A 15,383-nucleotide genomic window follows, 5' to 3' on the forward strand; every position below is an offset into this window, starting at 1 on the left:
CGTACGGTGGCCGGATGACCAGCCTGCCGCGTACGGCTCCCTTCCTGCCACCAGCCGACCTGCCCGTGGATCTGCGGCGCGTCGAGCTGCTGTGCGCGCGGCTGCGCCCCGAAGAGGGGTTCCAGCTCGAGCGGATCGACTGGACGATCGGGCGTGCCCCGCGGGGTGAGGGCTGGGACAACGCGCTGTGGCCGGTGGGTCAGCTGGAGGGTCGTCCGCTGGTGCTGAGAGTCGCACGGCGGGAGTCCGCTCGGGCGCTGCTGGGCCGCGAGGTGACGGTGCTGCGACGCCTGCGCGGTCTCGGGATCCCGCTGCCGATGGGGCTGCCGATCATCCTGGCCACTGCCGACGATGCCGTGCTGGCGCTGTGGATCGACGGCAGCACCGCGGATGAGGCGCCCCAGATGATCCGCGAACTGGTCGCACAGGACCTCGCTCGGATGCTCGCCACGATCCATTCCGGGCCCGCGCCGGAGGTCGGTCGGAACCCGGCGCGAGGCGTCCCGCTCGCGGAACGGATCACGGCGTTCGCCGCTGATCTCGACCGTGCAGACCTGCCGGACGCCGTGCGTGAGCGGGCAGAGGTTCGGTGGAGCACCGGACTGGCCGCAGCTCCCTGGGAAGGCCGGGAGCTGCTGCTGCACGGGGACCCGCACCCCGGGAACGTCGTCGTCCCCCTGCCTGGAACAGGAGGACGGGCCTCACTGATCGACTGGGGCGATACCACCCGCGGTGATCCGGCGAGCGACCTGGGAGGCCTGCTGCTGCACGTGCCGTCGACCACGGTGCTGGAGGATTACCGCGAGACGGCCGCCTGGACCGGGATCGACGATGATGCGATCTGGGATGCGCTGGTGTCCAGGGCGTGGGCGTGGGGGACCCGGATGGCTCTCGCACTGGTCACCGCCTATCCGCCGACGCACAGCCTGGGCGCCGCCGGGCACAGTTTGCTATCACGCTGAGGCCGGGCGCCGTCAGCTTCCCGAATATTTCTGGCCCGCGTTCGGCGCACCTCACCGCCACACGTCGTCCTCCGCGGTCGCATGGATCAGCTCCTCGAGTCGCTCCTTGAGGTCCTCCAGGTCATAGCACCCGAGCAGGTCCAGGACCTCCTCGAAGACTTCGAGCTCCTCCTGGATCGGTGTCACCAGGGAGGGATCCACCGGCAAGGTGCAGTTCATCAGCTCCGACCCGAGCACTCGCAGTTCATCGACGCACCTCCAGCGCTGTCTGCACTCCATCACCAGCTCGAAGAAGGACCTGGGCGCAGCGGCGGGGATCATCGGCACGCCGAAGGTGGTCGTGATATCCGCAGCGGTCAGCACCCGGTGTGCAGGCAGATCGAAGAGGACCAGCCCGTGCTCGTGGGCGAGGCGCGCCACTGTGGCGACAGCCGCCGGCTGCGGACCATCGAACTCGACGGTGAGGACCTCACCCCAGAGCGTCCCGTACTCCCCGGGCACCTCCCAGGGGCTCTCCCGGCCGGCCGACGACGCCCTGAGACTCTTCACCGCCGCCCGACAGAAATCCAAGACCTCGGGGTCCTGGCTCGGAAGGGTGCCATGGCGGTACCAGGAGATGCCATGGCTGATCATCTTGGAGGAATACTCGTGGCACGCGGAGGCAGAGTCTGCCGGGGAGGGACCGGGCCAGAGAACGAGTGTGCGGATCATCGCGCGTCGCTTCCGCGGCGCGATCGGTGTGGTGCCCGCCCCTGGCAGAAGGGCCGGTGCGGGGGAGGGGCTGTGCTCGTGGCGCTCATGGGTGGAGCATGCCTCTTACGATGCGAGCGCCGTCTCGTCCACGCACATCCTGCTGGTCAACGGCCTGGAGAACGTTTCCTCCACAACGCTGTGCCCCGAGCTGCGCCACGACTGAATCGTGGGGGTGGGACGTCGTGGTTCTCCTGGCCGCGGATCGCGGCCGCATCTTGTGAGGGAGTCGGCCCCGAATCAGGGAGTCTGCAGAGGGGCCACCGGGTGCGTGACGCCGTCGACGATCAGCTGGCCGGTGAGGTTCGGAGCGCTGTCAGGCCCGAACAGATCGAGGCTGTGGCCGCTCTGAAGCAGCACCGTAGACGGGATGGTCAGCCGTGGGACTGCCGGGATCCCTGCGAGCGTCCCTGACTCGATCCTGCAACCTGCTGTGCTGATGTTGAGGACGGTGAACGGCGTGGGATCAGGGAGCCCGTCCTCGTCTCCGCTTGAGGAGGACCGGGGACGGGCCGTCACCGCCAGCTGCTCCGGAGCGCAGGGCGGTGCGATGTCCTGGTCCTCACGCCAGTTCTCATCGGTCCCCAGGAGCACCCCGTATCCCGCGTGCTGCCAGGGCGAGGCTGTCATCTCATCGCCGTCGCGCACCCGGAGGGTCAGGTCACTCGGATCTGCGAGCGCTACCCAGTTGCCACCGAGCATGAGGGTGAGGGCGTCACCGTCGGGGCTGATCTGATGAGGACGGAACGAGAGGAAGGTGGCGGCAGATTCCCAGGCAGCGAGGTCGAGGGGTGCCCCAGCCTGGGTCAGGAACGGGACGACGGGCTCGCCCTGACGGTCGACTCTCAGTCCGGAGAGCGTCGGCACGGTGCAGGAGCTCGGTGAGACGTTCTGGATCCGCAGGATGACGCTGTCCTCAGGGCCGGCGCCGCTGGCGGAGTCGAGCACCGCGTCCAGGGCCTCCGGTCCGCAGTCGCCCGTCGTCGGCGGCCGATCGGTCGGCACGAGCCCGCTGGCCGGAAAACCGCGCTGGATGGGGTCGCTGCTCGAGCCGTGAGAAGTGTTGTCGGCGGAGCGGAACGCTGTGCCCGTTCGCAGCTCCGGCCGCTCCAGGGTGGCGGCGGGGTCGTCCGGAGAGCTCTCGGACGGAGGCTGTTCGGGGGTCTCCTGCGGGCACTGGACCTCCTGCCAGGCGATCCGGGCTTCCTGCTGATCGATCTGCAGGAATACGCAGTGCGCGGACCATGACCGGTCCGCGTCGTCCTGGTCCGGGGAGGATGACGACCAGACGATCGCTCCGAGCGCCGGTTCCTCGGGCCCCTCCGAGTCCTCGGGAGAGAACAGCGCATAGTCGGCATCTGGCCACGCGGGATGGGCGAGGGCAACCGGACGGATCGAGCCCAGCTTGGCGGCGAGATGTGCGGGGGAGCGCACGCCCATCGCCCCCAGGAGCTCTCCGAGCACCGGGACCATGCGGTCCATCGTGGCGCTGAACTGCGTGGTCGAGGTGATGGGAGATGCGTCATGGGAAGCTCGTCGTGCCCCGAAGACGATGCTCGCAACCACGACCGCCACGACCAGCAGCACGAGCAGGAGTACGCGCGCGAGGCCACGGGCGGAGCGACGTCCACGGATGATCGACATGCGCTGTGTCTACCTTGCGCGGAGCCCTGCCGGGGCCAAGTCCTCGGCACATCCGCCACCTGCGCGCAGGATCACCACTTTTGAGCGGTCCACGAGATATCGGTCGGCGCCCGGTCGAGGGAAATCACCGGGACCCGCAGCGGCCGAGCCACGTAGAGTGGGCCCGCCATGACCACGCCTTCTTCGACGCCTGCCTCCGCGCCTGCCACTGAGCCCGCCTCCACGCCAGCCTCTGCCTCCGACACCGGGCTGCGCCTGAACTATCCCGCAGAGCTCCCGGTCTCCCAGCAGCGCGAAGACATCCTGGACGCGCTGCGCGAGCACCAGGTGGTCGTGGTCGCCGGCGCCACCGGCTCCGGCAAGACCACACAGATCCCCAAGATGCTGCTCGAGCTCGGCTACGGCAAGCGCGGGAAGCTCATCGGCCACACCCAGCCGCGCCGGATCGCCGCCCGCTCGGTCGCCCAGCGCATCGCGAGCGAGCTCGGTGAGAAGCTGGGGGAGGGAACCGTCGGCTTCCAGGTCCGCTTCACGCGCGAGACCAGCCGCAATGCCCGGCTGAAGCTCATGACCGATGGCATCCTGCTGGCGGAGATCGGCCGTGACCGGCTGCTGAAGCGCTATGACGCGATCATCATCGATGAGGCCCACGAGCGGTCCCTGAACATCGACGTGATCCTCGGCTATCTGCGCCAGATCCTGCCCCAGCGGCCGGATCTGAAGGTCGTCATCACCTCGGCCACGATCGATCCCGAACGCTTCGCCGAGCATTTCGCGAGCACCTCGCCCTCGGGTGAGAAGCGGCCTGCCCCGATCATCGAGGTCTCCGGGCGCACCTACCCCGTCGAGATCCGCTACCGCCCGCTGGTGCTCGAACCGGAGGTCGAGGACGATGACGAGCTCGAGGACATCCACTCCATCGAGCGTGACCTCACCCAGGCGATCACCGACGCGGTCGACGAGCTCGCGGCCGAGGGCCCCGGTGACATGCTCGTCTTCCTTCCCGGCGAGCGCGAGATCCGTGAGATCTCCGAGGCGTTGACCGCCCACCTCAATCGCGGCACCCGCGGCCGGGCCGCGCTGCCGGTCGAGGTGCTGCCGCTGTTCGGGCGGCTCTCGGCCCAGGACCAGCAGAAGATCTTCTCCCCGCCGAAGGCCGGCACCTACCGCCGACTCATCCTGTCCACGAACGTCGCCGAGACGTCGCTGACCGTTCCCGGCATCACCTATGTGATCGACTCGGGCCTGGCCCGCATCTCCCGCTACTCCCAGCGCACCAAGGTGCAGCGCCTCCCCATCGAGCCCATCTCCCAGGCCAGCGCCGACCAGCGCTCCGGCCGTTCGGGCCGCACCGCCCCGGGCATCGCGATCCGGCTGTTCTCCGAGGAGGACTTCGAGGGGCGCGAGGAGTTCACCGAACCCGAGATCCTGCGCACCTCGCTCGCCTCCGTGGTGCTGCTGATGACCTCGCTGGGGCTCGGGGACGTGGAGTCCTTCCCCTTCGTCGAGCCGCCCGCCTCCCGCGCGATCACCGACGGGGTGCGGCTGCTGGACGAGCTGGGCGCGATCGAGGACGCCCCGGGCGAGCCCGGCGGCCGCCGACTCACGCCCGTGGGGCGCACGCTCGCCCGCTTCCCGCTGGATCCGCGGATGGCGCGCATGCTGATCGAGGCGCACCGTCTTGGTGCGCTGCGGGAGGTGCTGATCATCGTCGCCGCGATGTCGATCCAGGACCCGCGTGAGCGACCGCTGGGCCAGGAGCAGCAGGCCAAGGAGAAGCACAAGCGCTTCGAGGACGAGACCAGCGACTTCCTCGCCTACCTCAACCTCTGGAACCACCTCCAGGAACGGCGCAAGGCCTTGTCGAACTCCGCCTTCCGCCGCGAGGTGCGCTCCGAGCACCTGCACTACCTGCGGATCCGAGAATGGTGGGACCTGCACAGCCAGCTCAAGGACATGGCCAAAGACGCTGAGCTCTCCCGCAACGACAACGACGCCTCTCCGCAGGCGATCCACCAGTCGCTGCTCGCCGGGCTCCTCAGCCACGTCGGCCTGCTGGATGACCGCACCCGGGAGTATGCCGGCGCCCGCGGCGCCCGCTTCGCGCTCTGGCCCGGCTCGGCACTGTCCAAGAAACGGCCCGACTACGTGATGGTCGCCGAGCTCGTGGAGACCTCCCGGCTCTGGGGCCGTACCGCCGCCCGGATCGACCCGGCCTGGGCGGAGGAGACCGGCTCCCATGTGGTCAAGCGCTCACACTCCGCCCCGCACTGGTCCTCGAAGCAGGCCTCCGCGATGGCGCACGAGAAGGTCTCCCTGTTCGGGGTGCCGATCGTGGCCGACCGCGTCGTGGGCTACGGGCGCATCGATCCCGAGGCCGCCCGGGAGATCTTCCTCCAGAACGCCCTGATCGAAGGGGACTGGCGCACCCGCCACCACTTCTTCCGCGACAACCGGTCCCTGATCAAGGAGCTCGAGGAGCTCGAGGCGAAGACCCGTCGCCGCGATCTGCTGATCTCCGACGAGCAGCTGTTCAGCTTCTACGACCAGCGAATCCCTGCCACCGTGGTCTCCGGTCGACACTTCGACACCTGGTGGAAGACGCAGCGCCACGAGACCCCGGACCTGCTCACCCTCACCGAGCAGGATCTGCTCGCGGCCGACGAGAGCGTGGCGGAGGCGATCGCCGCAGACTTCCCCGACACCTGGGTGCAGGGAGACATCACCCTGCCGCTGAGCTACTCCTTCGGCGACGTGGGAGCGAAGGGCATCGACGGCGTCACCGCGACCGTGCCGCTGGCCGTGCTGAACCGCCTTCAGAAGCGCGGCTTCGACTGGCTCGTGCCCGGCATGCGCGAGGAACTGGTCACCGAGCTGATCCGCTCCCTGCCCAAGCCCATCCGCCGCCACCTGGTCCCCGCCCCGGAACGAGCCAAGACGGTCGCCGGGACGCTCCACGACGAGGATCCGGACGCCGGAGAGATCTTCCTCGAAGCCGTCGCCGACGAGCTGGTCGCCCTGCCGGGGGTCCCCGACGACCTCCCGCTGTACGGCCCCGAGTTCGACCTCGCGAAGCTGCCCCCGCATCTGCGGATGCATTTCCGCGTGGTCGACGACAAGGGCCGACAGATCGGCACCGGCGACGACCTCGAGACGCTCAAGGGGCGGCTCAAGCAGCGCGTCGACGCCTCGGTCTCCGCGCAAGCAGATGACCTGGCCCAGAAGGATCTGCCGAGCTTCCCCGCCGAGGGCGTGCCGGCGCTGCGGGAATCCACCGTCGGCGGGCTGAAGGTCACCGGCTACCCGGCGCTGGTGGCGCGCCGCGGTGAGGACGGCCGCCTGCGGCAGGTGGACCTCGCCGTGCTCGCCACCGCTGATGAGCAGGCACTCGCCCACCGTGAGGGCGTCATCGCCCTGTTGGACCGCGATCTCGGGGCCGACCTCGGCGCGGTCCTGAACGCGCTGCCGAATCCGACGAAGCTCGCCGTCGCGGGCTCGGACTACGCCTCCACCGCCGCGCTGCTCGCGGATGCCTCGACGGCGGCGACCGTGCACCTTGCGGGCACGGCGGTGGTGCGCACGCGGGCGGAGTACGACGCCCTCCTGGATCGTGTGCGCACTCAGCACGTCACCCTCGCCGCCCAGGCGGTGAAGGATGCGGCGGCGGCGCTCGCCACCGCTGGGAAGCTGCACAAGGAGCTCTCGCGGGCACCATCGCTGGCTGTGCTCTCCCACCTCACCCAGATCCGGGAGCACGCCGCCTCGCTGCTGGGTGACGGGTTCATCGCCCGCACCGGCATCACGCACCTCCCGGACCTGCGCCGGTACCTCGAAGCCGATGCGATCCGGCTGGACAAGCTGCCCGGCAACCCACGACGCGATGAGCAGCTCGCCTGGCAGATCGGAGATCTCCAGCAGCACTGGGCGACGCAGCGGGCGAAGCTCTCCGCCCGCCGCCGCGCCGAACCCGCCGCCCGCGAGATCGACTGGCTGCTCGAGGAATTCCGGGTGAGCCTGTTCGCCCAGACGCTCGGCACGAAGCAGACGGTCTCGGACAAGCGGATCCGCAAGGCGATCGCCGAGCTCTCCTGAGGTCGGTCAGGGGTGTCATGGGCATAGCGCCGGCTCGGCGGTAGCCGAGCAGGTCAAGAGCCGAGCAGGTCAAGAGCCGAGCAGGTCAAGAGCCGAGCCGGACAAGAGCAGAGCCTGCCGGGCACGGTGGCTGGCGTGGCGCACGGCACCCGGAGCGTGTCTGCGCGGTCACGTGACGAAGTTTTTACCCGCGCCGGCTGCGGGAGCCGACGGCGTGCGCGCCGGAATGAGGCTGGCTCCCTTTCGTGGCGTGATGACCGGCGGTGACGCCCGCAGCTCGCACCTCTGGCCCCGGGCGTGCTTCGGTCATGGCTCGCACAAGTCGGGACGCTCCGCGTCCCCGGAGGCAAGGGGAGACGTGACCTGCCTCCTTCCCTCGCCGTGATCGCTTCGTTACCTTGGCACAGCTCGGGATGACCGGGCATCGCCCACCGTCTCGGAACGAAGGACCCCCATCCTCATGGCATCTGCCACCACCGTCCGTACCGCCGCCCCGTTCTCTCGCCGCAGCCTCATCGCCGCCGGCACCCTCGGCCTCGCCTCCACGACAGGCCTCGGTGTCCTCGCTCCTGCCTCCGCGGTCGAGCCCGGTGCGGAGAAGGCGATCGGCGCCGACGAGTGGACCGAGGAGTTCCTCACCCGACCTGAGACCCGTGAGGGCTTCCTCGTGGACGCGATGGACGACTGGCAGCTCGCCAACGCGAAGTTCATCATCGCCGCGGTGAAGGGTCACGAACTGGGTGAGGAGGTCGCCGTCATCGCGCTGATCACGGCGATCGTCGAGTCATGGCTGTACAACTATGAGCCGGCCGTGGACGCGGATTCCGGCGGCCTGTTCCAGCAGCGTCCCTCGATGGGCTGGGGAACCTATGACCAGGTGCGTCACAAGCAGCACGCCCTGGACGCCTTCCTCGGGCTCGCGGAGGACACCGACGCGCCGGGCCTGCTCCAGGTCATCCCTGACGTCACGCGCTGGGAACCGGGCGCCGCCGCACAGACGGTGCAGTCCTCCGCGCACCCTGAGCGCTATGCGGAGCAGGTCACCGCGGCGCGCCAGATCTGGGAGCGTTACGCCTCCGAGGTCACGCCCTTCACCGCCTGAGGCGCGGCGGGTGGAGACGCCGGTGCCCAGCGCCACCGCAGGTGGAGATGACCGGCACACGGTGTTCTCACCGGCCTCGGTCACAGGCCCAGGGGCACCAGCCGTGGTCACAGGCCCAGGGTGGCGTCCTCGCATGGCTCGGCATCGACCCGGACATCGGTGATGCGCAGCTCTCCGTCGATGTAGAGCTGCAGCCGCGACCCGTTCGGTCCCTGGCTCTCCAGCCAATAGGCGCTGCCGGAGCTCTGCTCGCGCCCGAGGGCCTCGAATCCATGCTCCTCCAGCACCGGGTCGAGCGCCTCACGCCAGGGGTCCCAGTCCCGGCCCTGGCCGGGCTCCGGGTAGAGGACGTCGTCCGCTTTCCATATCCCTGGCCGATAGCGGCAGTCCTGTGCGCCGGGTTCGATGATCTCCTGTGAGCCACGCTCCCAGGCCAGCGGCCGCACTGTGGTGAGCGCCTCGAGGACGTCCTCCGCTACGACCTCGTACTGCGCCACCGCCTCCTCCGCAGGCATCGCGTCGCCACCGCCACCGCCACCGCATCCCGAGATCACGAGCAGCACCGCTGCGAGCAGGGTGGCGCGGCGGGGGAGGAGCCGGCTGCATGTCGACCGCTGCTCACCCATGGGCGGCACCGTCGTCGGTTCTGGTTCTGGTTCCGGTTTCTGTTCCGGTGCGGGCGCTCGCCAGTGCCAGGCGCACCGATCCGCGGCGCTCCCGAGTCGAGGGCTCGGCCACCAGCAGCAGCAGATCACCGATCCCCTCCAGCTCGGTCGCGTCACCGGGACGCATCGTCAGCTCCTGGACGTGCTCTGCGCCGGATACGGACAGGCGCAGCACCGCGTACGGCCCGTCCTCGTCGGCAAGAGTGCGGAAGACCCCTACCCGGAGCGTGCCGAGCGTGAGCTGGCCCGACTGCTGGATGAGATGCTGCGTCCACATCGGCTCACTCACCGATCCCGGTCATGAAGATCGAGGTGGCATACATCGGATCGTCAGGGTCGATCCTCACCTCGTAGGTGGTCGAGCCGTTCGGCCCGTGAGGGTTGGTCAGGATGATCTCGCCGGTCTCCTCGTCGTATCCGGAGACCTGGTAGACGTGCGCGGCCACCAGGTCGTCGCGGGCCGGCCCGATCGGCTTCATCGGATCGGTCATCACCGTGATCGGGCGGCCCTCATCGATCGCCTGCTTGTACTCGTCGAAGGAGGGCTGCCCGATGGAGTCTGACTCCCGTGCGGACTCGCCGGTGATCATCTCCAGGCCGGCGGCAGGGGTGTCCGCGGAGACGGCCGAGGCCCGGCCATCATTCGCGTTGATCATCGCCATCTCATAGATGGTCGCCCAGCTGGGGTCGCCGGTTCCATCATCCATGGTGCCGTTGACGCCGAGATCCTCGGGGCTGACGGGGACGTCCTGCCACTCGCCGTCGAGGAAGAGCTGCACCTCCCAGCCGTCGGCACCCGGTGGCTCACCGACGCCGCTGATGTTCTCGGCCAGGAGGCCCGGGTCCGTCTGCTGCACTGCCATCAGTGCTGCGAGATACCAGCAGTCGCCGAGGGATCCCTGGTTCACGAGCGAGGATTCGATGCCGTTCTGATCGATGTCGACATCGGCAGGATCCCACTGGGGATTCTCCACGGTGTACCGCGACCCGAGAGAGCTCTCGGGATCGCCCGCCTCGATGCGGTCGCGCCATATGTCACCGACGCGCTCACCGGCGTTGATCAGGTCCGACCAGTCCAGGAACTCGCCTCCGAGCATCCCGCCGTAGTCCCCGGCATCGATACGGCCCTCGGGATCGGAGGCGGCGTCCTGCTGCGCTGCCTGGAGTGCGAGATGCTCGGCCGCGCTGCCCAGATGGCCTGCCGTCAGCGACAGCTTCTGACGGCACTGCTCCCAGCGCTCACGGAAGTCGGTGGCGTCAGGTCCCTCCCAGCCGACGACGGCGACAGCACTCTGCAGCGCCTCCGCAGTCCCCGTGAGCTGCCCGTCGTGATCCCTGAACCGGCGTGCGAGCGCCACCAGTTCTGCCGTATCGGCCCCCCAGAACGTCATGCCCGAGGGTCCCACGGATGTTGTGACGCACGCAACGCAGGGCCAGTGCGGGTCATCTGCGGGTACTGATCAGGACGGCTGTGGGGTCGCGGCGCTCCATCGTGCGACTGCACGACGCTCCGCTTTCTTCTGATGCCGCGTGCTGTCCCTACGGAGCCGCTGATCTCGTTAGGCTGTGCCTCATGTCACCGTCGCCATCCGTGAGTTACTCCATCACGATCCGTCTCGAGTTCGCCGCCCGCTCTGCCGCCGTCAGCGACATCACCAGTCGCATCGAGAGACGCGGCGGGACCGTCACGGCCCTTGACGTCTCCGCCTCCGGGCCGGAGCGGATGCGCGCGGACATCACCGTGCTCACCGCGGGCCATGACCATGCCATGGAGGTCGTGGACGAGCTGCGCGGGATCGAGGGGGTCGAGCTCGGCAAGGTCTCCGATCGGACCTTCCTCGCCCATCTCGGCGGGAAGCTCACCGTCGAGTCCAAGCTCCCGATCCGTCACCGTGACGACCTCTCGATGATCTATACCCCGGGTGTGGCACGCGTGGTCAAGGCGATCGCCGAGAATCCCGAGGATGCACGGCGCCTGACCATCAAGCGCAACACCGTCGCCGTGGTCACCGACGGCTCCGCCATCCTGGGGCTCGGGGACCTCGGCCCGCTCGCCGCGATGCCGGTGATGGAGGGCAAGGCCGCGCTGTTCAAGCGCTTCGCCGGCATCGACGCGTTCCCGATCTGCCTGGACGCCCATTCGGTGGACGACATCGTCTCCCATGTGAAGGCGATCGCGCCGGTCTTCGCCGGCATCAACCTCGAGGACATCTCCGCCCCGCGCTGCTTCGAGATCGAGGATCGGCTGCGCGCCGAGCTCGACATCCCCGTCTTCCACGACGACCAGCACGGCACCGCGATCGTGGTGGTCGCCGCGCTGCGCAACGCGCTGCGCGTGGTCGAGAAGGACATCTCCACGGCCCGCATCGTGCTCTCCGGAGCGGGAGCGGCCGGCACCGCCATCCTTCGCCTCCTGCGTGCGGCCGGTGCTCGTGACGTCGTGGTCACCGACATCGACGGCATCGTCCATGAAGGCCGCGAGCAGCTCGAAGGGCGCCTGCCCTGGATCGCCGAGGTCACCAACCCGCGAGAGCTCACCGGCACCCTCCGGGATGCGGTGGTCGACGCGGATGTGTTCATCGGCGTCAGTGCCGGGAATATCCTCACCGCCGAGGACGTCGCCACCATGGCCGAGCGCTCGATCGTGTTCGCGATGGCGAATCCGACCCCCGAGATCGATCCGGCCGAGGCGGTCAAGCACGCCGAGGTGGTCGCGACCGGTCGCAGCGACTTCGCGAACCAGATCAACAATGTCCTCGCCTTCCCCGGCGTGTTCCGAGGGCTGCTGGACGCCCATGCCACCCGGGTCAGCGACCGGATGCTGCTGGCGGCGGCCAAGGCCCTCGCCGACGTCGTCTCCGCCGACGAGCTCAACCCCACTTACATCGTGCCCAGCGTCTTCCACGAGGGCGTGACCAAGGCGGTGGCGAGCGCCGTTGAGACGGTGGCCCGCGAGGAGGCCGGAACGGTCGACACCATCACCGGCGCGATGACGGCCGTCTACGCCGACGAGATCACGCTCGAAGGCTGAGCGACGTGCTGCGAGCATGCGAGCGGGAGGAGCTCAGTGAAGGGCACAGAGGCTGAGCGACGTGCTGCGAGCGTGCGAGCGGGAGGAGCTCAGCGAAGAGCACAGAGGCTGAGAGCAGGACCTGAGCAGCAAGAACGGCGCGCACCGGACGGTGCGCGCCGTTCTTGCTGTTCGACCTCTGCGGGTCAGCGCGTGCTGAGCTCCGCAGGCTCGTCCTCTGGGTCCACCTGGTGCTGGGCGGCAGCTCGTCGCAGCACCCGTTCCCCCACCCAGACGGCGAGCCCGAGCGCGATGCCGACCACATCGAACAGGACGTCCGCGGCGTCGCCGCTGCGCGCCGGCATCGCCACCAGCTGCACGAGCTCGATCAGCACCGCATGCGCGAGGGCGACGATCACCACCCAGCCCATCGGGAACCGCTTCCGCGGTGCCAGCACCCGGCCCGCGGCGAAGACGGTCAGCGCGAACACCAGCAGATGCACGGCCTTGTCGAGGCCGGGCATGTCGGTGCCCGGGGTTCCCTCCGGGAGCGAGGGCAGATAGAAGCCGATGTTCAGCAGCAGTGCCAGGGCCAGCAGGCCCAGCCGCCACACCAGCGAGCCACCCACCCGTCGGATCTCCGAGGGCAGGCGGCGGATGAAATCGACGGCGACGTCCATGGCCAGCATTCTTCCAGCCCCGTGGCCAGCGATCGGGGAGGCGAGGCCGTCACGCCGTCGCGGAGCATCGAGGGGACGGCGGGAGGGCAACGGGGACCCGAGTGGGACCGGCCCGTCGGGAAGGGTGCCGGTACGATCGAGGCATCACGTCACCTAGCCAGGGAGCAGTCATGTCCTCCACCTCCGACCCGTCCCGGATGGACCCCTACAGCGACGATCCGGGCGCGGCGCCCGGCAGCACCGCGGTGCTGGACCGACAGCTGCAGGAACAGGACCAGAAGACCGACGACGGCGATCATGACCGGTTCGCGCACTATGTGCGCAAGGACAAGGTCACCCAGGCCGCCCTCGGCGGCACGCCCGTGATCGCGCTGTGCGGAAAGGTGTGGGTGCCCGGCCGGGACCCCCAGAAGTACCCGGTGTGCCCGGAGTGCAAGGAGATCTACGAGGGGATGCGCGAGCCGAACGACGGCGGCGACGGCAAGGGCGGCTCCGGCAAGGGCGGCGGCTTCCGCGGCTTCTTCGGCGGGCGGCGCTGACCCGCCAGGCGCTGCTGACCAGGCGCGCTCTTCAGAGCCCGGGGGCGCGCCGGACCTTCCTCACACCGCGTCCGTCGGCGGGTCGTCACCCGTCGGCGGTACGGTGGTCCACGCTGTGAGTACCCCTTCTCTTTTCTCCACGAGCGATCCCCGCCAGCCCTCCGAGGCGGCCGCGCGATCGCTGCCCGTCGCGTACCCCGAACGTGCCGCCTGGGGCACCGTCCCCAAGCTGCGTGCCTGGCAGGCCGAGGCGCTCGAGCTGTACCGCGCCCGCGCCCCCAAGGATTTCCTGGCCGTCGCGACACCCGGCGCCGGCAAGACCACCTTCGCACTGCAGATCGCGGCCGCTCTCCTCGCCGAGGGCACCGTTCGCCGCATCACGGTGGTCGCGCCGACCGAGCACCTGAAGACCCAGTGGGCTGATGCCGCCGCCCGCGTGGGCATCTCGCTGGACCCGAACTTCTCCAACGCCCAGGGCGCCCACGGCAGCCACTACCAGGGCGTCGCGGTGACCTATGCGCAGATCGGCATGCACCCGGCACTGCATCGTGCCCGCACGGAAGCCGACCGCACCCTGGTGATCCTCGACGAGATCCACCACGCGGGCGACGCCCGCACCTGGGGCGACGGCGTGCGGGATGCGTTCGATCCGGCCACCCGCCGGCTCGCGCTGACGGGAACCCCCTTCCGCTCGGACGATTCACAGATCCCCTTCGTCACCTACGAGCAGGACGGCGAGGGCTTCCTGCGCTCCAAGGCCGACTACACCTACGGCTACGGCGAGGCGCTGCGCGACCATGTGGTGCGCCCGGTGCTGTTCATGACCTATTCGGGGCGGATGCACTGGCGCACCAAGACCGGTGACGAGGTCTCCGCCCAGCTCGGCGCGCTCGAGACCAAGGACATCACCCAGCAGGCCTGGCGCACAGCGCTGGACCCCAAGGGGGAGTGGATCCAGTCGGTGCTCTCCGCGGCCGATCGCCGCCTCACCGAGGTGCGGCGCCATGTGCCCGACGCCGGTGGACTCGTGATCGCCACTGACCAGAAGGCCGCGCGCTCCTATGCCGCGACGCTCCAGGACATCACCGGGCAGGCGCCCACCGTGGTCCTCTCCGACGACGTCGGCGCCGGGAAGCGCATCGAGGACTTCTCCACCTCCGAGGACCGGTGGATGGTCGCGGTGCGCATGGTCTCCGAAGGCGTGGACGTGCCGCGCCTGGCCGTGGGCGTCTACGCCACCTCGACCTCCACTCCGATGTTCTTCGCCCAGGCCGTGGGCCGCTTCGTGCGCTCGCGGACCCGTGGCGAGACGGCCAGCGTCTTCCTGCCCACGGTCCCGATCCTGATGGGCCACGCCGCCGAGATGGAGGCCGAGCGCGACCACGTCCTCGATCGTCGGCCCAAGGGCGGCGATGAGGAGACCGGCCTCGACGAGAGCCTCATCGAGCAGGCGAACCGTCCCGAGCAGACGAGCGATCAGCTGGAGATGACCTTCGAGGCGCTCGAGTCCGAGGCCTCCTTCGACCGGGTGCTGTTCGACGGCGGCGAATACGGTGCCGGCGGCATGATCGGCTCCGAGGACGAGCAGGAGTTCCTGGGCATCCCGGGCCTGCTCGACGCCGATCAGATGCGTGAGGTGCTCCAGCAGCAGCAGGCCCAGCAGCAGGCGCGCCGGCAGAAGAACGGGACGGCGAACACCCCGGTCACTCCCGGCGTGGTCGACCACCGGCAGCTGATGGAGCTGCGCAAGGAGCTCAGCGCCCTGGTCTCCGCCTGGGCGAAGAAGTCCGGCACCCCGCACGGCTCGGTCCACAACACGCTGCGCAGCCGCAGCGGCGGGCCAGCCGTCGCCCAGGCCAGCGCCGAACAGATCCAGGAACGGATCGGGATCGTGCGCGGCTGGTTCGTCGGCCGCCGCTGAGCCGCTCGACCCGCACGG

The 15,383-nt window shown here is 69.5% G+C and carries 12 protein-coding genes; 6 read left to right on the plus strand and 6 right to left on the minus strand.

Annotation, left to right across the window (positions count from 1 at the left end; all coding sequences use genetic code 11):
* Positions 1-14: 14 nt before the first annotated feature.
* Positions 15-962 (plus strand): phosphotransferase, encoded by a 948-nt coding sequence (locus ACT3SQ_RS08525; protein WP_442331757.1) that lies wholly within the window; start codon positions 15-17, stop codon positions 960-962.
* 51 nt (positions 963-1,013) lie between these two features.
* Here the strand turns inward: ACT3SQ_RS08525 and ACT3SQ_RS08530 are convergent, their stop codons facing one another.
* The gene (locus ACT3SQ_RS08530; RefSeq protein WP_444599507.1) at positions 1,014-1,595 is read right to left on the minus strand and encodes a hypothetical protein; all 582 of its coding nucleotides are present in this window, start codon (positions 1,593-1,595) and stop codon (positions 1,014-1,016) included.
* A 357-nt stretch (positions 1,596-1,952) separates the two neighbouring features.
* Complete coding sequence (locus ACT3SQ_RS08535; protein WP_444601050.1) at positions 1,953-3,356, minus strand: hypothetical protein; 1,404 nt, start codon at positions 3,354-3,356, stop codon at positions 1,953-1,955.
* A 168-nt stretch (positions 3,357-3,524) separates the two neighbouring features.
* Between ACT3SQ_RS08535 and hrpA the strand changes: the two genes are divergently transcribed.
* Positions 3,525-7,448 (plus strand): ATP-dependent RNA helicase HrpA, encoded by a 3,924-nt coding sequence (gene hrpA / locus ACT3SQ_RS08540; RefSeq protein WP_444601051.1) that lies wholly within the window; start codon positions 3,525-3,527, stop codon positions 7,446-7,448.
* A gap of 460 nt (positions 7,449-7,908) precedes the next feature.
* Positions 7,909-8,550 carry a hypothetical protein gene (locus tag ACT3SQ_RS08545; protein WP_441443240.1) on the plus strand — a complete coding sequence of 214 codons (642 nt, stop codon included), beginning with the start codon at positions 7,909-7,911 and terminating at the stop codon, positions 8,548-8,550.
* Positions 8,551-8,657: 107 nt separating this feature from the next.
* On the opposite strand, the gene ACT3SQ_RS08550 is transcribed toward ACT3SQ_RS08545, so the two are convergent.
* Genes ACT3SQ_RS08550 through ACT3SQ_RS08560 form a run of 3 tightly spaced genes read right to left on the minus strand, consistent with a single transcriptional unit; the run spans position 8,658 to position 10,606 of the window.
* Entirely contained in the window at positions 8,658-9,176 is a 519-nt protein-coding gene (locus tag ACT3SQ_RS08550) for a hypothetical protein (protein ID WP_441443239.1), read from the minus strand.
* Complete coding sequence (locus tag ACT3SQ_RS08555; protein ID WP_442331753.1) at positions 9,169-9,492, minus strand: hypothetical protein; 324 nt, start codon at positions 9,490-9,492, stop codon at positions 9,169-9,171. The genes ACT3SQ_RS08550 and ACT3SQ_RS08555 overlap by 8 nt, the downstream gene beginning before the upstream one ends.
* A gap of 4 nt (positions 9,493-9,496) precedes the next feature.
* Positions 9,497-10,606: a C2 family cysteine protease gene (locus tag ACT3SQ_RS08560; protein WP_441443237.1), complete on the minus strand. Its 1,110-nt coding sequence runs from the start codon at positions 10,604-10,606 to the stop codon at positions 9,497-9,499.
* Positions 10,607-10,788: 182 nt separating this feature from the next.
* Between ACT3SQ_RS08560 and ACT3SQ_RS08565 the strand changes: the two genes are divergently transcribed.
* Positions 10,789-12,246: an NAD-dependent malic enzyme gene (locus ACT3SQ_RS08565; RefSeq protein WP_441443236.1), complete on the plus strand. Its 1,458-nt coding sequence runs from the start codon at positions 10,789-10,791 to the stop codon at positions 12,244-12,246.
* Positions 12,247-12,431: 185 nt separating this feature from the next.
* Here ACT3SQ_RS08565 and ACT3SQ_RS08570 read toward each other — a convergent pair whose 3' ends face one another.
* Entirely contained in the window at positions 12,432-12,905 is a 474-nt protein-coding gene (locus ACT3SQ_RS08570; protein ID WP_441443235.1) for a VanZ family protein, read from the minus strand.
* 170 nt (positions 12,906-13,075) lie between these two features.
* Here ACT3SQ_RS08570 and ACT3SQ_RS08575 point away from each other — a divergent pair, with 170 nt between their 5' ends.
* Both ACT3SQ_RS08575 and ACT3SQ_RS08580 read left to right on the plus strand, forming a co-directional pair.
* Positions 13,076-13,444, plus strand: coding sequence for a DUF3039 domain-containing protein (locus ACT3SQ_RS08575; RefSeq protein WP_441443234.1), 369 nt, complete (start codon positions 13,076-13,078; stop codon positions 13,442-13,444).
* Between the two features lie 103 nt (positions 13,445-13,547).
* On the plus strand, positions 13,548-15,365 hold the full coding sequence (locus ACT3SQ_RS08580) for a DEAD/DEAH box helicase (protein ID WP_441443233.1): 1,818 nt from the start codon (positions 13,548-13,550) through the stop codon (positions 15,363-15,365).
* Positions 15,366-15,383 lie beyond the last annotated feature (18 nt).

The organism is Brachybacterium sp. AOP42-C2-15 (assembly GCF_052377065.1).
In the GTDB taxonomy this organism is placed as follows: Bacteria; Actinomycetota; Actinomycetes; order Actinomycetales; family Dermabacteraceae; genus Brachybacterium.